Origin of the sequence: Paenibacillus sp. 37 (assembly GCF_008386395.1) — a bacterium.
GTDB lineage: Bacteria > Bacillota > Bacilli > Paenibacillales > Paenibacillaceae > Paenibacillus > Paenibacillus amylolyticus_B.
Window position 1 is genome coordinate 3,315,383 of record NZ_CP043761.1, and the last position, 20,954, is coordinate 3,336,336.

Sequence of the window (20,954 nt, forward strand, 5' to 3'; positions counted from 1 at the left end):
TTAAAATGCTAGTGAACAGTCCGGTGTGTATTGCTGTATTACTGCCATAATGGACTAAACAGATGAAACTTTGTTTGAGGAGTATATATGATGATAACGATTAAAGATGTAGCCAAGATGGCGGGTGTAGCCAGTTCGACCGTATCTTGTGTACTCAACGATAAAGGGAATGTAAGTGAGCCGACAAGACTCCGAGTACTTGAGGCAGCGAGCCAACTTAATTACGTTAGGCATGGTCCTGCATCTGAATTAAAACGAAATAGTACACAAACCATTGGTATTATTGTCCATGACATGTCCAGTCCATATTTCTCGGATTTGGTGAACGGAATAGAAACGGTCGTCATGAGTCATGGATACGATATGATTGTATGTAGTTCGTTGGGTGGAGAGAAATCAACAGCCCATCGATACATCCGAGAAAGAAGAATTGATGGAGCTATTGTTATCGCTCAGAATATTCAAGATCAATTGCTTATTGAAGCATCTGAAGCAGGATTTCCGATTGTCGTCATGGATCGGGATCTGGATGCTCAACATATTGTAAAGGTTTTGATGAGTGATACGCAAGGCGGTTACTTGGCTACCCGTTATCTGATCGATAAAGGTCACCGGACAATAGCTTATATTAGTGGTCCGTCACAATCGGAATGTAATCTCCATCGTTATCAGGGTTATTTGAAAGCCTTGAAGGAGGCAGGCATCGAAGAGAACCCCGAATGGAAAATTGGCGGACAATACATGAAGCAAGATGGCTACATTGCAGCCAAGAAACTGCTTGAAGGAGAGTTGCCCTCTGCTGTTTTCTTTGCTAATGATGAAATGGCGATCGGCGGCTTGGAAGCCTTCAGAGAGCATGATATTTCAATTCCCGAGCAGTTATCCGTGATCGGCTTTGACAATATACCTGCATCACAGTACATGAATCCACCACTAACCACCTTTCGTCAGCCAAAGAGGGATGCAGGTCAGCTTGCAGGTCATGTTCTCTTTCAATTGCTGAATGGAGAGGTAGTTGAGACGTTGTATACACTGGACATCCAATGCGTGGAACGCGATTCTGTTCGGCTCCTCAACCTGAGTTGAGGAGTTTTTTTTCATTCTATAGAATTTTAAATACTTAAAAAGAAAGGAGAGTAGCCATGAATGCATAATATAAAGACGAGGAGTTTATTTGCTTTGGAAATAAATGGAGGGTGATACGATGGGCGTACCTACGTTTCTGGAGACAGGTCATATGCAAGAAGGTTTTCCCATTCGGGTAATTCACACAGGAAATCAATTCAATTATGCCGCACACTGGCATGATGAGGTTGAACTGATTCTTGTCAATGGTAAGAGCGCCAGAATTGGCGTGAACGACCACGTGTGTGAGTTGGAAAAAGGGGATGTGCTGCTGATCAAACCAGGGGATGTGCACTGCTTTTTTCCAGGGACTGAACAGCTAACCATTATCTTGTTCCGACTCGAATTGTTAACGGGAAGTTTCACGACAGAAGCCGAAATTCAGGATCTCGGTCAACTGTTCAACAAAACAACAGTTATTCCCTCAAATACGGAGAGTCAGAGCAAACTGGCTCATTATATAGATGTCATCATTACCGAGAAGAAAAATCAGAAGCCGGGATATCGGTGGTTAATGGTATCCAGATTATATGATCTCATCATACTTTTACTACGTACCATCGTACCGGTTACCACCGATGAATCAACATCTTCAGGATGGCCCTGTACTTCCTCCAAAAAATTTGAATTCCTTGAATCGGTCTGTGAATACCTGGAGGAGCACTATGCTGAACCGATCAAGCTGGAGCAGGTGGCGGAACATATTAAGTTCAGCAAGTTTCATGTCTGCAAGCTGTTCAAGGAGATTAAGGGCGTAACACTGATGGAATACTTGAATCACTTTCGAATCATCAAATCAGAGTGGGCCTTATTGTTCCGTCAGGATACCATTCTGGAGATTGCGATCGGACATGGATTCAACAATGTAAACTCCTATAACCGTCTTTTCAAAAAATATAATGACTGCACACCCTCCGAATTTCGTAAAAAACACCGTACGAATATCACAAAATATGGAGGGTAATGCACAATATTTGTGGAGAAAGCCCTCTCCAAAATCAATATACTCTAATAAATTGTAAGCGTTTCCTTTTTGAAGGAGGGGGCCTATGAAGAAGTGGTTTAAGCCAACTATTGTATTTGTATGTGCAGCACTGTTGTTAGCTGGTTGTCAGTTCAGTCCATCCAATCAAAGCAAGCAACAGGAGATTACCGTGTGGAGTTTTACGGATGAAGCAGGATATGCCATCGAGAAATTCGAACAGCAATATCCTGACATCAAAGTGAACTTTGTCAACATCCCCGGTAATTTCTATATCACCAAGCTGAAATCTGCGCTACAGACGACCTCGAAGGCTCCAGATGTATTTATGATTGAAAATGCGAATATTCGAGAACTGATTGACGTTCCTTATCTGGAGAATCTATCAGCTTCGCCGTATAACGCCAATGAACTTATCCAGGAACAATATGCTTTTGTGCAGGCCAATGAAAAGGACAGTGAAGGAAATGTCAGAGCGATAGGTTACCAGGGAACACCAGGGGGCATCTATTATCGTCGGGATTTGGCGAAGAAATATCTGGGCACCGATGATCCTGAGAAGGTGGGTTCACAGATCGATACATGGGAGAAAATCTTCGAGATTGGAGAGAAGGTGCAGCAACTAAGCGGGAATAAAGTACATGCATTGGCAAATTGGAATGCTATATCGAATTCATATGATGGTATACCTTGGGTGAAGGACGGCAAACTCGTCATCGATCCAACCTACTTGGAAGTGCTCGATCTTGTACGTGAAGCACGTGAGCGGAAAGTGCTTGCCGAGTATGATGATGGAAGTGCCGGTTACGCTGCATCCATGCAAAAAGGAGAGGTCATGTTCTATCCCGGGGCAACCTGGGCCCTGCAATTTACGTTCAAGGCAAATGCCCCGGATACCGAAGGCTTATGGGGCTTGGCACAGGGTCCTTCAGCGTTTAGTGCAGGCGGAACTTATATAGCGATGTATAGTAAAAGTGACAAAAAAGATCTCGCCTGGAAGTTTATCGAGTTCTATAACTTTAACCACGACTTTCTGTCGGAGCTCGCGAAAGAACAGGATTATTTCACGAGCAACATGGTTGTGAATGATGAACTTGCACCGTCTCTCTCATCGTCCTATTTGGGAGGACAGAAGCATTTCGAGTTTTTCTCGGAGGCTGCAAAACGGGTACCTGTATACGAACGAACCAAATATGATGCCACAATTAACAACGATATCTACAAGATTGTACTCCAGTTATATCTCAATAAGGACATTCAGACCAAGGAAGAAGTCGTAAAGCGAATCAAACGTGATGTCACCTTGAGATTTCCGGAGCTGGAAGTGGATTAGCTTAGGACGTGTCTGAAAACCTTCCTTCGGAGTTTTCAGACACGCCCTCGAAGTAAGCGATGGTTATACACATCACACATCCGATGATAACTGGGGGGATAGAACATGTTTGCCAAAACGATTCGCAAGGACCATTACGGCTACTACTTCATTGCTCCGTTCTTTATTATTTTCACCATTTTTGGGCTTTATCCCATTTTATATTCGCTCTATATCAGTTTCACCAACTTTGATGGCATCACGACGCCTGACTTTGTAGGGATCGGTAACTACGTGGCCGTACTACAAGACCCGTTGTTCTACAAAACCTTGTTTAATACGTTATTCATCTGGGGCGTATCTGTCGTTCCGCAGCTGACGATCTCCCTGGTGTTGGCCTTTATTTTGAATGATAAGCTGCTCAAAGGACGGGACTTTTTCAGGGCCGTATACTTTTTTCCGAATATCGTAACGGCTGCATCCCTTGGGTTGCTTGTCAGCCTGATTTTTGACTGGCAATCCGGGGGACTGAATCATTTTTTGGTGCAAACCGGAATCATACAAGATCCAATTAACTGGAAAAATGATCCGTGGTTTATGCGGCTGATTGTGTCTTCGATTCTCTTTTTCCAATACTTTGGCTATTCCATGGTCATCTACCTCGCAGGTCTTCAGGGGATAGATCCGTCGCTACTGGAGGCAGCCCAGATGGATGGAGCGAAAAAGAAACATATTTTCATTCATATCATCGTGCCAATGCTCCGTCCAATTATTCTGTTTCAGATGATCACATCCATAATTGGTGGCATTCAGATTTTTGATCAGCCATTTACATTAACCAATGGCAATGGTGGTCCTGACAGGGCAGCTATGACAAGCATTATGTATCTCTATAATGTCGCATTTCAGAGCACTCGTTTTGGTTACGGCGCTGCAATCGCATTTTGTCTGTTTATTATCATCATACTGTTGTCCGTTGCATCCTTCATCATGACCAAGCGGAAGAGCCGTTCATAGGGAGGGGAGTTCTTATGCAAACTGCAAAATCAGTTGAACAACCAAATGCAGCGATTCAGCAATATGCCACCACAAGGCGACTGACGGCAGGCAAGATTATCATCTATCTGTTATTGATAGGTCTTGCTGTGCTGTGCATTATTCCATTTTATCTGATGCTCATCTATTCAACACATAACAATGCAACGATTGCTTCAACATTCACCTTTCTTCCCGGATCGTTTTTAGTGGATAATTATATGAACATGGTATCCAAAATTAACATTTGGCGTGGGTTTGCCAACAGTATTTTCATTGCTGGATCATCAACCGTGTTATCTCTCTATATTGGTGCTTTGACCGCATACGGTTTTGCCAAATTCAAATTCAAAGGGCGGAACTGGTTGTTTCTGTTTCTGTTAGCGACCATGATGGTGCCGGGTCAGCTGGCCCTGATTGGGGTATATCGCCTATTCAGTATGTTGGGGCTTCTGGACAGTTATGCCGCGATTATTTTGCCTGCGGCGGCTAACGCATTTAATGTATTCTTTATCAAACAGTTCATGGAGAGCAGTATCCCGGATGAGATTATTGAATCTGCGCGGGTGGACAGTGCCGGTGAGTTCCGGACGTTCAATCAGATTGTATTGCCTATTCTGGGGCCGGCAATCTCAGCTCTTGGCATATTCACGTTTATTGGGTCATGGAATAATTTTTTAACACCGCTTGTTCTGTTTTTCTCTCTGGATAAATACCCGCTTCCAGTACTGGTTGCGTTAGTGCAGGGTTACTATGGGATGGATTATGGGCTCTTGTATTTGGGCGTAGCAATCTCAATCCTGCCTATTATTGTTGTATTCTCTGTGTTTTCCAAACAGATTATCGGAAGTGTTGCTTTGGGTGCTGTAAAAGGATAGTGATAACTAGAAAATAGGGTATAGCAAAGAGCAACATATCCGTATTCATAGGCATGAACAGCATTCTATATCATCAGGGTCGCTCAAGAGGGCGGCTCTTTTTGCTATTCACTATTTTGCGTATATATCCCAACTTATAAGTAAAGGATACCTTTAACTGAGAATATCTGGACGCAGCATGCACAGAAAGGGGAGGGCGGTATGGACACATCACTGATAACACAACAGAACCTGCCGTTAACCGGACATCTTGCTGTTGATCAAGAAATGTTAAGCTCTGTTTTTGCAGGTTGCTCGGATGTTGTGTTTCATACATTTCAAACCGCATGCCATACTTCAGCGCTATGCGTATATTGTGTTGGTTTATGCGATACAGAACGGCTGGAGAGACAGGTACTAACGCCTCTTCAGGAGATGGGGATTGAAGCTGCGCAGGTTCCTCTGGCTTCTGTTAAAAGTGTTGATACAACCACTCAGGCGGTGCAGGCGATATTAGAGGGGGAAGCTTTGTTACTGCTGGAAGGTTCAATGACTGGAACTACATACCCTCTATACAAAGCTGAAAATCGTTCAACCGAGGAACCATTAGCTGAATCGACAGTGCGCGGTGCACGAGATGGATTCACAGAATCGTTGACCATGAATATGTCTCTTCTGCGCAAACGTCTCAAGACACCTGCATTGAAGATTCATACACGTAACATGGGAGATCGTACCAACACCAGTATTTCACTTGTATACATGGAGGGGATTATTGACCCCAAACTGGTAAAGGAAGTGAAAAAACGACTTTCAGATTTAAAGCTTCGAGACGTACTGGAGAGTCAGTACATTGAAGAAGGCATTGTTGATCAGCGATACTCCCCATTTCCACAGATGATTGCGACGGAGCGTCCGGATGTTGTCGCTTCCAACTTGCTGGAAGGTCGGTTTGCTATTCTTGTGGACGGAACGCCTTTCACCCTTATCGCGCCAGTGACCATCTTTTCCATGTTACAATCCCCCGAAGATTATTATCAAAATGTGTTTATGAGTGTTTTTGTACGCTGGCTGCGATACATTTTTTTTGTGTTATCCATGCTGCTTCCATCTGCTTATGTTGCGATTACGACGTTTCATCAGGAGATGATTCCTACCGTATTACTTCTCAGTATTGCACGGGCGAGAGAAGAGATCCCTTTTCCTGCATTGGTGGAAGCGCTCATTATGGAAATCGCCTTTGAAGCACTGCGGGAGGCTGGCGTCCGTTTGCCAAAGCAGGTCGGATCAGCGGTCAGTATTGTGGGAGCCTTAATTATTGGGCAAGCGGCGACGAGTGCCGGAATTGTGTCAGCCCCCATGATTATCATTGTTGCGATAACCGGTATCGCTTCTTTCATGATTCCTCGCTACGCTGCCAGCATCGCGACCCGATTACTGCGTTTTCCTATGATGTTTCTGGCGGGAACGCTGGGACTCACAGGTGTCATGTTGGGAGTCATCCTGGTTGTCATTCATCTGAGCAGTCTTCGTTCATTCGGAACACCTTATCTGTCACCAGTAGCCCCTACGATGAGCAAGGAACTCAAGGATGTATGGTGGCGTCCAGCACCAAGGAACAAACCGGACTAGAACAATTCATACTCAAGCAATCAAGGGAGCGGGATTACACATGTTAACTGACAAAGGAAAAATATCAGAGACTCAATTGGCATTCATGATCTTTCCTGCCATTCTCGCAACAGCCATCTTGTCTGTTCCTGGAATTACAATGCACTATGCAGGTCATGACATGTGGCTCTCTCCGATTATAGGCTCCATTATTGGTATTGCAGCGGTAGCGATCTCTATAGGACTGGATCGCCTGTACCCCGGAAAAACGCTCATTCAATCGAGTGTATCGATTGCGGGGCGTATCTCTGGAAAATTAATAGGATTGGTATATATCATTTTTTTGCCCCATTTGACGGGCTTGATTATACGGACGTACGGTGAATTCATTGTTAACAATGCACTTCCGCGGACTCCGCTATTCGTTGTAATGGGGACGATGGTTGCGGTGTGTGCGCTTAATGTCAGACTAGGAATCGAAGTAGTTGGACGCACGTCTCAAATCTTTGTGACCCTCCTTATCGTGTTGCTTAGTCTAATCTTCATTCTATTGATCGGGGAACTGAATCCAGCGGAATTATTCCCTTTCATGGAGAACGGACCACTACCTAGTATTAAAGGAGCCCTTGGACCTGCTGCATGGTTTAGTGAATACATCGTAATTGCCTTCTTGCTTCCTTATGTCAATCGTAGAAAACGCACAACACGAGTTATGTTGGGTTCCCTTATACTAACGACAACCGCAATGACGGTAATCAATCTGTTTTGCCTGTTTTTAATTGGAGATCTGACGGATAGCTTTGTATATCCGGTTATGATTGCTGCAAGATACATAACCATTGCAGACTTTCTGCAACATATTGAATCCCTGATTATTGCGGTTTGGATTTTTGGAATCTTCGTCAAGATTTCTGTTTTTCTTTATATTTTTGCGACATCCACAGCAGAATGGTTCGGTTTGAAGGATTACAAACCCGTCGTTGTGCCGCTTTCGTTTCTATGCATGGTATATGCCTACTGGGTTGTGTCCGGCGGATCGGGTGCTTCTAGTCTGATTGGGCCTTCAGCTAACTTGTATACGATCAGCATTTTATTGATCCTTCCGGCTATGATCTACGGTGTCGCATGGCTGAAGAAAGGGTGGGCACATTTTCGAAAGAATCAAGCGAACACCTGATTGATGGGGGAGGAGCACTTGCGAATATATAGAGTACTACTAATGCCAATATTGTGTTGTGTACTTTTAAGTGGATGCTGGGATCGCATTGAGATTAACGATTTGGCTATTGTGCTGGCTACGGGTATAGATTACGAAGACGGCAAAGTACAACTGACTTCACAGATTTTCATTCCGCGAAAGGCCAGTGCAGGAGATAGCAGTGGGAGCGGAGGCAGTCCAAGCGGGGTTACGATGATTCGAACGGCGGAAGGACTTACAATTGCCGAGGCATTGAATCGGTTACAACGTAAGGTTCCCCGGAATATGTTCTGGGGCCACTGCGAAGTCATCATCATTAGTGAGCAAGCCGGTAAACGCGGTATCCGCGAGTACATCGATTTCTTCCTGCGCTACCCTCAATTCAGGGAACATGCATATGTCTTTTCCAGCGAAAGGGCGGCGAAAGATATTCTTGCCTTGCTTGATCCTCTGGAGCGAAGTTCTGCAGAATCGTTGCGAGAAATGGCCAATATGAAGCTGGGTACACGGATGACTGCTCTTGAACTAGGTAAATCGATCGAAGGTCCAGGTAGCTCCGTCATCTTGTCTCGCATGTTAATCTTACCCCCGGAGCCCGATCAGGATAAACTGACAACTACGCCATATGTAAAAGGTTTGAGCTTGTATAAGGAGGATCGCTACGTCAAGACGGTCAAAGAACCATTAAGTGTAGGTGTATTATTACTTGCAAAAGAACTGAACAACATTATCATGCCTGTTGAATTTAAGCCGTTAAAAGGTTCTTTTTCGATCCAGCCCATTGAAATCCAAACGGTCTTGAAACCTCGGATTGTAAACCAACAGTGGAGTATGAAGGTCGACATCCAAACCCGGGGAGAAGTGGTGTTAAATACGACGGAGGCCGATCTGACTGATCCCGCTGTGTTATCTAAATTGGAACAGGAATGGTCAGCTAAGCTTACAACACTGGCTCATGATGCTTTAGAGATGGCCCAGAAGGAGCTGCGCACAGATTTTTTCAAATTTGCTGTTGAATTTCGTAGATATTATCCAAATCAATGGAAGAAGCAGGAGAAGAACTGGGAAACCATCTATCCTGAAATGGACGTGGAAGTCAAAGTGGAAGCACATGTAGTACGTACCGGAAAATCAACAGGACCTCAGGGGATACCTGATGAGGACGAAAATTGAACAGAGATCGCTCCTGTTATAAGCCTGAGAAATGAGGTGATTGTATGAAAATAGGCTCAATCCTTGGAATTTTGATGCTGTCGGCTGCGATAATGTATGGAGAGTGGAAGAGTAGCAAAGAGAAGCGAGCCAGAATAGTGAGTGCGGGGATTACTGCAGTGGCGACAGTCATTGGGATTATCCTTCTCTTTCAGCCCCGATTTCCTGGTCCTACCCAGGTTATGAAGCTTGTATTTGGAAGCGTGGATAAATTAATGAAGTGAGAATATGGAACAGAAGGACCACGTCTTTACGTACCAAAGATGAGGTCCTTCTTTTATTTTAAGTGAGCTGCATCCACTTAAAGATGTCTATTCTTTGATCACAGAAGCGTTCACGGCATCTTCCATCTTTGTATTGTAGGAACGGAACAGCCCCAAACGCCAGAACGCGGCTCCTTTGAGGTCATAACGTTTGGCAAGACCGAGCTTATCATCTACAGAGGAGGGCGTTTCACTGCTTAGACTGATCCCGAGCAGAAGCTTGCTCTTCGGGACACCGGCCTGTATGGCTAATTGAATCGCCTGATCTACAAGACTATTTGGCTCAGGTACCTGAGATTTGGTGCCAACCGGATTATACTGATAGGCCATAATAATAAGATCATCTGCAATAGAGGCAAGAGTTTTGTAATCATAACCTTTATAAGCACTATTTAGCGGGGGTACCGCCAGAGATAAAGCTGTGTCCTGGGGCAAGGAACTCTTTAGTTGTTTCACGTAAGCATTGAGCAGCTTCTGTTGTTCTACTGCATCCAGTTTAAAGCCCAGTCCTTCAAAATCCAGAACAACTCCGCCAAAACCATGTTCAGAAACAGCAGAGGTTATACCTTCAATCGATTTCTGACGCAGGTTGGTGTCACTCAACACTTTGGTCAGTTCGCCGTTTCCGTCCAATGCATATACCATTAGTTGCGGTTGGATACGCTGATCTGCTGCGTCAGCAACAATAGACTGCGGCGTAATATCACCCGCAGCAGCAGGAAGACGGTACTCTTCCCCCTGGAGTGTAAACTGACCTTCGCGATCAATGCGGCTCCAGCCAAATGCTACAGAATTCATGGAAGTAATGAGATCCTTTTCTTGAAAGGATTGCAATGCATAGAAGGCTCTCAGGTGCATCTCGCGTTGTGGGGAGACGAGAGAGACCGTCTTGGTTGCCTGATTCCAGCTTACTTGTACACCGAATTGGTTACTGAATGAACTTAATGGAATAAGTACTCGTCCTTCCCGCTGAACTGGTGGTGCAGGAAGTTTTACGTTCTTTCCGTTTACGGTTGCTGTAGTGCTGCCTACCGTTAATACTACCTCGGTGGTTTGACCTTTTACAGCATTCGTTGCTTTTACAGTCTGCGTTTTGCTGTTCCACGTTATATCGATACCCAGAGCCTCTCCAACCGTCCGAAACGGAACATAAGTGACACCCTTATCCATGCGTGGAGCTGCATCAAACGTTAAGGGGACATCGTCCAGTTGAACGGTAATGGCCGGAGCAGCATAGGCTCCACCGATATTTGGGGTGTTTCCAAGGACAGAGAGAGTAATCACTGTAACCGCAGCAATTTTTCCTACACGCTTAATGAACATCGTCTGTTTCCTCCAACTTGGTACATAATAGTAGATTCTTGCTTTAAAAGTAATCTAGTAATCTAGCATATGTATCATAACAAAATTTTCATATCGTTCCAATATAAGAGTCGAAGTTTAGTCATATTGGCGGCAAGAATCGTAATATACTTTACTATATATTGCGGAAGGAGTGTGCTTTTTGCCAAACTCTACGGGTTTTATATACAATCCAACCACCGGTGCAACTCAGTCCACGCAGCTTATCGTGACTTGCATTAACGATTCTCTTAATGCTCCCGTTAATATTGAGCTTGAGGTTTTCAGGTGGGATACTACTCAAACTGCACGTATTGCGATTGGTCATGATCTGTTTGAATTATTGCCTCAAGCGACTAGAACCGTAATCTATCCACTGATCAACGCCGCTTTTTTCGAGGTGCAAAGTGATTATTTTAGCGCCACAAGCACTATCATTCATGTATATGGTGTTGATTCTACAGGTCAGATCATCCAGCGTGTGCTCCAATCCGAGATGACATTAATTGACCGATTCACAAATATCCCTTAAAGGAAGAGAGGTGAGCAGATGGCAGTTGTGAATATTACTGGAGCATTAGCAGGCAGCCAATTCGAACCTTCAATTGCAGTTAATACGTTGAACCCGAATATTATGTGTGTGGTAGCTGTGGATACCAGTACTGGACCAACATTGACTGGATTCTATCGTTCCATTGATGGAGGGAGTACCTGGTCTACAACGATACTTCCTCAACCAGCAGGATATGCAGGAGCAGAAGCACCAACAATAGACTATACGTTTCCAAATACCTTTATCGTTACCGTTCACTTGTTTAACGGGATTAATGATGGGACGATTGCAAGTTACACCTCATTTGACGATGGGTTAACGTGGCAGCCACCGGTTATCGTGCAGGCAGGTTTCGGTACCATTGTTCATAATGATGAGCCTTACATAGCGGTAGACCGTTCTCCTGGTAGCCCCTATCGAGGCAATGCATATGTCGGATATACCCCACTTGCCACGACTTCTTCCGCTATATTTACACAACGGTCGGTCTCACAGGGGTTAACCTGGGAGCCACCTGACCGACAGTCGAATCCGCGAGGAATTCATGACCGGGCAGCGCTGGCTGTTGGATTCTCGGGTGAGGTCTATGCAGGCTACATCATAACAGGGCCTGCCAGCCCTTCTGCACTTTTGCGTATTTCCTACGATGGTGGCATTACCTATCAACCTCCTCTGGATAGACAGGCGACATTCATCTCATCCGTTGTGCCAGCTCCATCGCCTTTACCTGTACCGAATTACGCTTTTCGGGTACAGACCAATCTAAGTCTGGGAGCAGATATTTCCGTTGGACCTAACAGTGGAACCGTATATGCCGTATGGAATGATGCACGAGCTGGCTATACCGATGTGTTACTCTGCGAATCTCCGGATGGCCTTTTATGGTCAGACCCCATCAGTATCACAGGCGCGCCACCGGGTACACAGAATTTTTTCCCGTCGATAACCGTATCACCTTTTGCAGGGACGATCAGGGTTATTTATTACTCCAATCGAATTGACGGATTCCTGCTGGACGTTTTTGTTGCGGAATCATTTGATGGCGGGACCAGCTTCGCCAATCGACGTATCACAACCACATCTTTCAATCCCAATGGTAACTCTCCGATGCCAACGGTACTGATTGGGGACTACATCACTGCTGCAACGTATGCTCCAGATAATTTAGCAGCCGTGTGGATGGCCACAACACCACCCACGGGTAAGCTGGATGTTTATTTTGGAAACTGATTCAATGTAAATTGGAACACCCCCACACCTTAATCTTTATGAACAAACAGATTAAGAGTATAGGGGTGGAGGTGTTCATTTTAATCAGAAACGACAAATCCGTCGAAACTCTCAGGACCGACCCGAACCGTTCCGAGCAGGTTGGTACTGATAAATGCAGTGTACGTTAGTTGTGGCTGGATCGGTGGATTATAGTCGTTGGCAGAGAAAACAATAACTTCGGGGTTGAGGAAACCGCTTAAACCATAAGTGAAGTTAGCAGAGTAAACAATCGGATCCGTAGCAACGGTGCCTCTAACAATGGTAATTCTGACTTGAAAGAGTGCAAGCGGTAGTCGCACCGTAATGGTTCCTTTCAATGAAACTCGTGGATTGGCTCCAGCTCCAACCGTTTGCAGACCAATCTGTGCAAATAGTTGAGGCGTATTAATCACTGGAATCGGTATAGAAATGGAATTAAACAACGCAGCATTTTGCGAAGATCTTGCATCCAGAAATTGTGTCAACGTATATACCTCCTATCTGTTTCAGATAGAATAATATATTCCTCATTCAGAGATTTGCATGGACGTTGGTGACGCGCTGGAAATATTAAAGGCAAATCGACTGCCCAAGTGACTTGTTTCTTTAAGCCATACAATCCCACCCATCAATTCAGCGAGTTGTTTACAGATGGATAGGCCTAGCCCGGCTCCACCATACTTTCCGGAGTTGCCGTGAATCTGCGAATAGGATTTGAACAATAGATCTTGGCGATCCTGGGGGATGCCGATGCCCGTATCTATTATCTCGTAAGATGCATGGAGTGTACCTTCTGGATCAGCAGATACTTGCGTAGAGATGCATACTTCACCTTGCTCCGTGAATTTCAACGCATTGCCAACAAGATTGATTAGGATCTGACGGACTTTTTGCTGATCGCCTATAAGCATCAAATGATCATTTATATCGTATTCTGCGTATAATCGGACACCTTTTTTCTGTGCTTCAGATGAGAACAACTGGAGTACATGGTCGACGGTTTTAATGACACTGTAGGGGTTAATCTCCAGAGAGATCGCACCCGCTTCTGCTTTGGAATAGTCGAGAATTTGATCCATCATGGATAACAGACTGGTTCCACTAGACTCTATGACATTAACATATAACGATTGATCCTCATTCAGCTTGGTAGATTGCAATAGATTTGCCATTGCAAGAACACCATTCATCGGGGTACGAATTTCGTGGCTAAGGACGGCTAAGAGATTTTTCTTCTCTTCCAGTACTTTTGCAGCGGTTTCTTCCGCATGTTTTAACTGTTGCAGTGTCGTTTCCATCTCAAGAAGACCTGTGAAGAATGAAGACAAGGAGAGAAGCAGATCCACGTCCTTTTGTTGATAGGAATAGAAATCCTGATCAAACGAACAGAGGGAGCCATAAATTTCTCCGTTCTCATTATGTATAGGTACGCCTACAAATGAACAACCACCTACGAATTCTGTAGCGTCCATATGTTTGGTTAACGGATGAGTCAGATTGTTATTAATTACCAATGGACCTTGGGTATGTTCAGTCACAAGTGCACAATATGACTCGGCGTTTTCAACGACAAGTCCCTCACCTAAAATTAGTTTGTCACGATTATATACGTTCAGAACTTTGGTGGATAGATGATCCAACTGAGCGATACAAAACGTATTTGCAGGAATTAACCTGCTTGCCGTGTCCATAACATTAGCAGCCGAATCATATAATTTATGTGAGACTATAGATAGCACATCAATGAATTCTGTTTTCAACATATTGATTTGACTCCTCCTGATTGTAGAAATTCGTTGTGCACTGTATTAAGTATATATGAATTCGAAGAATAGAGCATGTATGGTTTTGACAGTGGAAGATGGAAATGAGAAAATATAATGCTGTAGAACATGAAAAATATATTAAGTGGTGGAGGCATTTCAATGAATCAGCGTTTTCGAATTACCCGGTCCGTACAAGAAAGCAATGCGGAACAATCCATCTCCCTGGAAGAATGCAAACTCTACTTCGAGTCCAAGCCCGAATTCACCTATTCATCGGTTCTTCACATTGTTGGAGCAGAGAGCACCATGTCCATCGATGGGGATTTTTTTATGTGGGACCTTGAGGGAACACAGATTGCTTTTCGTTTGTACATGGGAGATCTGTATGTAGCTATTTCTAACGAAGCTATTGTACCCAAAATGATTGAGATTGCAACGGATCTACGTGCAGACATCGTTGAAGGATAAGAAGTAGAGAACTAGGTTTGATAAAAATGTAATCATGTTAGTTGTAGTATACTTTAGACATTCCTGTAAAAATGAGACTAAAGGTTCATTTATATTCCATATGTTAGATTGTAATATATGGAATATAAAACATTTTACAGGAGAGTGAATGAAGTGAAAAAGACCAAATTAATACTTATTGCATTCATGAGTATGATCCTTGCCTTATCAATAACTGGAATAGGATCGAGTTCAAAGGCATCTGCAGCTACGGCACGTACACCCATTGTATTGGTACATGGATTGACTGGTTCAGATAGCAATTTTACAGCAATTGAGAGTTATTTGCGTAGCCAAGGGTGGACAAGAGACGAATTATTCGCGATTGACCTTCCTAGCAAACAAGGAAACCAGCTGTTGAACTCTGCAGCAATTAGTCGATTCGTAGATGATGTTCTGCGCGAAACGGGTCATACAAAAGTCAATATTATAGCTCATAGCATGGGTGGAGCTAATAGTCTCTATTACATACTTAACCGTGGAGGCTCTTCCAAAGTGGATAAGTTGATTACCCTTGGCGGGGCTAATCGATTGACCACAACGACAGCTCCGAGTGGAATAAAGGTGACTTCGATCTATTCCACCAGTGACACGATTGTGTCCCCAGTACTTTCCCGGTTGAACGGGGCAAACAATGTTTCGGTTTCCCTCGTATCCCATATCGGTCTGCTGTTTAACTCACGGGTGAATGCCCTGATCAAAACTGCGTTGAATGAGTAGCTAACATTATAAAAATGGAAAACAAATGTATATTTTTCATAATATACTGAATGATTGACTTGAACACGACGGACCATTCATGGTTAGTCGTGTTTTCGTATTACCCGGAAATGGCTCACTGAGGTAAGATTTAAAAATAGCAACATTCGTTCTATAATTAGAAATCAGAATGAAAAATGGAACAAAGTTAAAGGAGTCTGGATGTATGCAATCTCAACCGAATGATCGAATTAAAGTTCACCCAGGCTTTTGGGCTGGATTACATCAAATAGGGATTGGTGCAGAAGACATCGCTCGCACAGCACAATTATCTCTTGAGACAATAAATAAACCTGTAGTGACCCAATCTCAGTACTTTGCAATCTGGCAGGCCTACTCTGATCTCATTGGGGACACCGCTGAGGGCATCATCAAACTTGCAACCGGATATGAGATATCCAAGTATCCTCCGCCTGTGCTGGCGATGTACCATGCTCGTGATTATCGTGATGCGTTGAATCGAATGGTCCGTTACAAGCAAATGTGTCCTCCCGAGAGTCTGCAGATTACCGAAGCAGGGGAGGAATGTATCATTGAACTCGAATGGTTACATAAGGAGCTAACAGGTCCGCCATTATTGGTCGGTATTACACTGGCATTTTTGCTTGAACTTGGACGGAGGGGTACAGGCCAGCCTTTGATGGCCAAAAGGGTCGAGTTCACCCAACCGATGGGCAACGTATATACCCTTGAAGCTTACTTCGGCTGTCGAGTCGATACAAATTCTAACCATAATCGGCTGACGCTAGAGCGAAAAGATCTGAATCTTCCATTTCTCTCGTATAACGAGGAGTTACTGGAGATCCTGACCCCGGCTCTGGATCGGTCGCTGGACGAACAGAAGAACAGTCGTTCCGTTACTGAAGTGGTCAAATGGATCTTGAAACGTAACCTCACAGGAAAGCGCCCTGACATCCAGACGGTCGCCAAAGAGCTTTGTATGAGTGATCGTACCTTGCAACGGCGACTGACGGAAGAGAACACAAACTTCAAGCAATTATTAACCGAAGCCAGACGTGAGCAGGCCCGGGAGTACCTGGCAGATCCTTCGCTCGATATCAAAGAGGTAGCATTCCTGGTTGGATATGAAGACCAGAATTCGTTCTATCGTGCGTTCCGGACCTGGGAAGGAGATACTCCTTCGAATTGGCGTGTCAGGCATTAACTTTGTCGCAAGATGCTAGTTACTGAGCCCTTCAGACTGCGTAATATTATATCTATCCAGTGAATGAAGCTGTTCGCAATGTTCAAGAAACAGCTGCCGGATAGTTGTAATCAAGAAGGAGAAATGCAGGATGGATATGGGACTAAAAGAGAAAACAGCCTTAGTTACAGGATCAACAAAAGGGATCGGCAAAGCGATTGCTATAGAACTCGCTCGAGAAGGTGTTCATGTTCTGATTAATGGACGTAATGATGAAGAGGTAGAACGAACAGTTCGTGAAATCAAGTCTACTTTTCCGGAGACCTCTCCGCAAAAGGCTACCGCTGATCTTGTGGATCTGGCGCAACGCCAAGCTTTATTCGAGAAATTTCCTGAGGTCGATATATTAATTAATAGCATGGGTATATATGAAATCATGAGTTATGAAGACATAAATGATGAAGTGTGGGAGAAATATTTCCGTACCAATGTGTTGGCTGCCAATGGCTTGTCTCAATTTTATTTACCTAAAATGGTGAAGAACAATGACGGGCGTATTATTTTCATCGCAAGTGAAGAAGCCCTTATGCCTTCAGGCCAGATGCCCCAGTATTGCATGACCAAGTCAATGCTGCTGTCATTATCTAAAAGTTTGTCCAAACTGACAGCAGGGACCGAGGTTACCATCAATACGATCCTGCCAGGTCCGACACTGTCCGAAAACGTACGAGAAATCATTGAGGGCATATACCCTAATGAGGCACTGACTTTTGAAGAAAAAGAGAAAGACTTTATGAAGAGTAATCTGCCACAGTCCGAATTACAGCGATTCATCAAGCCAAGTGAAATAGGCAGACTCGCTGCATTTGTATGCAGCCCATATGCTTCAGCCTTCAGAGGTTCTCCCATCCGGATGGACGGGGGCATGGTTCCCACCATATTTTAAAATTGTCCAGGATACAGGATATGTATCCATAAGATGTCGCCAGCATTGGCGACTTTTTTATTTGTAAATGATCTATGCGAGGGGCGTCAATCGAGTTTATAATACAGGTATGATTTATCGAAAACGATTTCTGTTCATTGGAAGCGATTACTTTTATTGATTATATGAATCTAAAAGGGGACACTATCATGATAGCTGCAATAAATCTGGAAGGCGTTTGGAAACTCCAACTCGATGAACATAAGGTGGAACGTGGTCTGAATTTCTCAGACATTATTACATTGCCAAATACTACATCTCATGCGGCCAAGGGCAAGAAAAACGAGAATGTGTTAATCGGTGCGCTGACGGATGAGTACTTATTTGAGGGTTATGCCTGGTTTTCACGCGAGATCGAAATTCCCGAACACTTGGCTGGCAAATGTTGCTTCTTGCATCTGGAACGAACACGAGTAACCACAGTTTGGATCGATGGGGTGGAATGCGGAACACAAAACAGTCTGAACACACCTCACCGTTACGAGATTGAGGCAGGGCTAACCGCGGGGACTCATACAATTACCATTCGAGTGGACAATACCAATTATCCAACCAAAGGTGGTCACCTTACATCCGAAGACACGCAGACGAATTGGAACGGCATCACCGGGAAATTGGAACTTCAATTTTTTGAGCGTGTTTTCCTGGATAATGTTCAGGTCTATCCCGATCTTGCGACTCGATCTTTCGAGATCAAGGCAGCACTTGTTGGTGACCTGCAAGAAGTACGAATCGTGGTTTCGGCTGTTGCAGTCAGTGCAGATCCGGTGTATACGACCGAGGAACAGATTTTCGCCCCGGATTCGCAGGAAATCCAGCTGACGTACAAGATTGGCGAAGATGCGATGTTATGGAGTGATGATGAACCTAACCTGTACCAACTTCATATTCATCTGCAAGATCAGGACGGCGAAGTGCTGGATTCCACCGAAGTATGGACGGGATTACGGGAATTCCGGGCTGCTGGAGACAAATTCACCATTAATGGTCGCAAAACGTTTCTTCGAGGCAAACATGACGGGCTGATCTTTCCGCTCACGGGATACGCGCCAACAGATGTGGATGAATGGGTTCGTATTCTCGCTATCTCCAAGTCCTACGGTATCAATCACTACCGTTTCCATACCTGTTGTCCTCCGGAGGCTGCTTTTATTGCAGCGGATCTGCTCGGCATCTACATGGAGCCTGAGCTTCCGTTCTGGGGAACCATTACGGATGAATCTTCAGATGGGCATAATCAAGCCGAGCAGGATTACTTGATTAGCGAAGGATTTGCGATGCTGCGTGCTTTTGGTAATCATCCTTCGTTTGTCATGATGTCCATGGGGAATGAACTATGGGGAAGCAAGGACAGATTGAATTCGATCCTGAAGGCATACAAAGCATATGATCATCGTCATCTATACACCGAAGGTTCGAATAACTTTCAGTTTGTGCCGGACATTCTGGAGGAAAGTGAATTCTTCTGCGGGGTTCGTTTCTCCAAAGAGCGCCTGTTCAGAGGTTCATATGCGATGTGTGATGCTCCGCTCGGTCACGTGCAGACCGACCTGCCAAATACATTGAAAGATTACGATTCAAACATTGTACCTGAGCAAGGCAGCGATGCTGACCCTTCTGGTCAGACTGGGGACAAAGAGATTCAGATTCAGTATGGGACAGGTTCCAAAACAGTGCAGGCCGAAGCTGGAAGTGACCAACTTGTCTCACACGTACCAATCATCTCGCATGAAATAGGACAGTACGCCACGTTTCCTAATTTCGAGGAGATCAACAAGTATACGGGTTCTCTCAAAGCCAAGAATTTCGAAGTGTTTCGAGAGCGTCTGAATGCCAGAGGGTTGGGACATCTGGCGGAAGCATACTTCAGAGCCTCTGGTAAACTCGCGGTAGCATGTTACAAGGAAGAACTGGAAGCTGCCTTTCGTTCGCAGCAACTAGCCGGGTTCCAGCTGCTGGATCTTCAGGATTTCAGTGGTCAGGGAACAGCGCTGGTGGGTGTACTGGACGCATTCATGGATTCCAAAGGCATGATTACACCTGAGGATTGGAGAACGTTTTGTTCCGACGCTGTGCTGCTCGCGAGATTCCCCAAATATAATTATCAAGCGGGTGAATTGTTCGAAGCACGCATTGAACTAAGTTACTTCCGGAGACAAGCATTGGATGGACTTCAATTGAAGTGGGAAATTCAAAGCGAGCAGATCGAAGGAAGCGTCCTATTGGAAGGGAAAACAGACCTGCCAGCGACCCATGGAGAACATTATGTGAATGTCGCGGATCTCAGCATTCGCATTCCTGAAGTCTCCAATATGACCAAAGTGGAGCTTAGACTGTCCATTCCGGGTACGGATATCCGTAAGTCTTACGACCTGTGGATCTACCCGCGTCAGGAGGAAGTGGACCTGAGCGGTTTCAATCTATTTACCGAACTCTCGGAACAGGCGTTGGCGCTGCTTGAGCAGGGCGAGGATATTTTACTTTTCCCGAATCCCAATCAGCTTCAACACGCGATTCAAGGTTTCTATAGCACCGATTTCTGGTCTTACCCTATGTTCCGATCCATCTCGGAGAATATGAAAAGAGAAGTTCCTGTGGGCACAATGGGCTTGTTAATTCAACAGGATCATCCGGCCTTCGACCATTTTGTCACAGAGGAGCACTCAACTTATCCGTGGTGGAGCATCGTGTCCGAGTCGTCATCGATCATCTTGGATGAGTTGGATAAAGACTTGAATCCGATCGTGCAGACCATTGATAATTTTGAGCGAAACCACAAGCTCGGCCTGTTGATGGAGTGTCGGGTCCGGAAGGGGAGAGTGCTGATGGGAGCGCTGAATCTGGAGCGTCTGATGACTACATTGGAGGGCAGACAGTTGTTATACAGCTTCCAGCGTTATGTACAAAGTTCCGCTTACCAGCCCGTTGCACGTCTGGAAGTAGAGGAACTTCGCAAGTTGTTTAACTAAGATATAGGGAGAAGAAGTGTCAGGTTTCCCTTAATTATGTTTTATAGCCCCTTCCGCAAATGGAAGGGGCTATAAGACATGCAG

General features: G+C 44.7%; 19 protein-coding genes. 16 read left to right on the plus strand and 3 right to left on the minus strand.

The window, feature by feature from the left end; genetic code table 11:
- The first annotated feature begins 87 nt into the window (after positions 1–87).
- The 9 genes from F0220_RS14300 to F0220_RS14340 all read left to right on the plus strand — a co-directional run bounded on the left by F0220_RS14300 (position 88) and on the right by F0220_RS14340 (position 9,556).
- A complete protein-coding gene (locus F0220_RS14300; RefSeq protein WP_317452000.1) occupies positions 88–1,086 on the plus strand; it encodes a LacI family DNA-binding transcriptional regulator in 999 nt (332 codons plus the stop codon).
- A gap of 118 nt (positions 1,087–1,204) precedes the next feature.
- Positions 1,205–2,089, plus strand: coding sequence for an AraC family transcriptional regulator (locus tag F0220_RS14305; RefSeq protein WP_188310548.1), 885 nt, complete (start codon positions 1,205–1,207; stop codon positions 2,087–2,089).
- An 85-nt stretch (positions 2,090–2,174) separates the two neighbouring features.
- Positions 2,175–3,440 carry an ABC transporter substrate-binding protein gene (locus F0220_RS14310; protein WP_091016467.1) on the plus strand — a complete coding sequence of 422 codons (1,266 nt, stop codon included), beginning with the start codon at positions 2,175–2,177 and terminating at the stop codon, positions 3,438–3,440.
- 105 nt (positions 3,441–3,545) lie between these two features.
- Positions 3,546–4,436 (plus strand): carbohydrate ABC transporter permease, encoded by an 891-nt coding sequence (locus F0220_RS14315; RefSeq protein ID WP_091016465.1) that lies wholly within the window; start codon positions 3,546–3,548, stop codon positions 4,434–4,436.
- 14 nt (positions 4,437–4,450) lie between these two features.
- Positions 4,451–5,332 (plus strand): carbohydrate ABC transporter permease, encoded by an 882-nt coding sequence (locus F0220_RS14320; RefSeq protein WP_091016464.1) that lies wholly within the window; start codon positions 4,451–4,453, stop codon positions 5,330–5,332.
- A 201-nt stretch (positions 5,333–5,533) separates the two neighbouring features.
- Positions 5,534–6,943, plus strand: a complete 1,410-nt coding sequence (locus F0220_RS14325; protein ID WP_091016462.1) for a spore germination protein — start codon at positions 5,534–5,536, stop codon at positions 6,941–6,943.
- A 40-nt stretch (positions 6,944–6,983) separates the two neighbouring features.
- Positions 6,984–8,099, plus strand: coding sequence for a GerAB/ArcD/ProY family transporter (locus F0220_RS14330; protein ID WP_179198528.1), 1,116 nt, complete (start codon positions 6,984–6,986; stop codon positions 8,097–8,099).
- Between the two features lie 42 nt (positions 8,100–8,141).
- Entirely contained in the window at positions 8,142–9,293 is a 1,152-nt protein-coding gene (locus tag F0220_RS14335) for a Ger(x)C family spore germination protein (protein WP_188310549.1), read from the plus strand.
- 44 nt (positions 9,294–9,337) lie between these two features.
- A complete protein-coding gene (locus tag F0220_RS14340; RefSeq protein WP_091016457.1) occupies positions 9,338–9,556 on the plus strand; it encodes a hypothetical protein in 219 nt (72 codons plus the stop codon).
- An 87-nt stretch (positions 9,557–9,643) separates the two neighbouring features.
- Here the strand turns inward: F0220_RS14340 and F0220_RS14345 are convergent, their stop codons facing one another.
- The gene (locus F0220_RS14345) at positions 9,644–10,918 is read right to left on the minus strand and encodes a stalk domain-containing protein (RefSeq protein ID WP_149846621.1); all 1,275 of its coding nucleotides are present in this window, start codon (positions 10,916–10,918) and stop codon (positions 9,644–9,646) included.
- Between the two features lie 181 nt (positions 10,919–11,099).
- On the opposite strand from F0220_RS14345, the gene F0220_RS14350 reads away from it, so the two are divergent.
- A complete protein-coding gene (locus tag F0220_RS14350) occupies positions 11,100–11,468 on the plus strand; it encodes a hypothetical protein (RefSeq protein WP_091016454.1) in 369 nt (122 codons plus the stop codon).
- Positions 11,469–11,486: 18 nt separating this feature from the next.
- Positions 11,487–12,719: a sialidase family protein gene (locus tag F0220_RS14355; RefSeq protein ID WP_149846622.1), complete on the plus strand. Its 1,233-nt coding sequence runs from the start codon at positions 11,487–11,489 to the stop codon at positions 12,717–12,719.
- 80 nt (positions 12,720–12,799) lie between these two features.
- On the opposite strand, the gene F0220_RS14360 is transcribed toward F0220_RS14355, so the two are convergent.
- Together F0220_RS14360 and F0220_RS14365 are read right to left on the minus strand one after the other, a co-directional pair.
- Entirely contained in the window at positions 12,800–13,225 is a 426-nt protein-coding gene (locus tag F0220_RS14360; RefSeq protein ID WP_149846623.1) for a hypothetical protein, read from the minus strand.
- Positions 13,226–13,267: 42 nt separating this feature from the next.
- Positions 13,268–14,503, minus strand: a complete 1,236-nt coding sequence (locus F0220_RS14365; RefSeq protein ID WP_149846624.1) for a GAF domain-containing hybrid sensor histidine kinase/response regulator — start codon at positions 14,501–14,503, stop codon at positions 13,268–13,270.
- A gap of 162 nt (positions 14,504–14,665) precedes the next feature.
- Here F0220_RS14365 and F0220_RS14370 point away from each other — a divergent pair, with 162 nt between their 5' ends.
- From F0220_RS14370 to F0220_RS14390, 5 genes are all read left to right on the plus strand, one after another.
- On the plus strand, positions 14,666–14,974 hold the full coding sequence (locus F0220_RS14370) for a hypothetical protein (RefSeq protein ID WP_149846916.1): 309 nt from the start codon (positions 14,666–14,668) through the stop codon (positions 14,972–14,974).
- Between the two features lie 153 nt (positions 14,975–15,127).
- Positions 15,128–15,733, plus strand: a complete 606-nt coding sequence (locus tag F0220_RS14375; RefSeq protein WP_411157706.1) for an esterase/lipase family protein — start codon at positions 15,128–15,130, stop codon at positions 15,731–15,733.
- Positions 15,734–15,938: 205 nt separating this feature from the next.
- Positions 15,939–16,937, plus strand: coding sequence for a helix-turn-helix domain-containing protein (locus F0220_RS14380; protein ID WP_091016447.1), 999 nt, complete (start codon positions 15,939–15,941; stop codon positions 16,935–16,937).
- A gap of 130 nt (positions 16,938–17,067) precedes the next feature.
- On the plus strand, positions 17,068–17,862 hold the full coding sequence (locus F0220_RS14385) for an SDR family NAD(P)-dependent oxidoreductase (protein WP_149846626.1): 795 nt from the start codon (positions 17,068–17,070) through the stop codon (positions 17,860–17,862).
- A 188-nt stretch (positions 17,863–18,050) separates the two neighbouring features.
- Complete coding sequence (locus F0220_RS14390) at positions 18,051–20,870, plus strand: DUF8487 domain-containing protein (RefSeq protein WP_149846627.1); 2,820 nt, start codon at positions 18,051–18,053, stop codon at positions 20,868–20,870.
- Positions 20,871–20,954 lie beyond the last annotated feature (84 nt).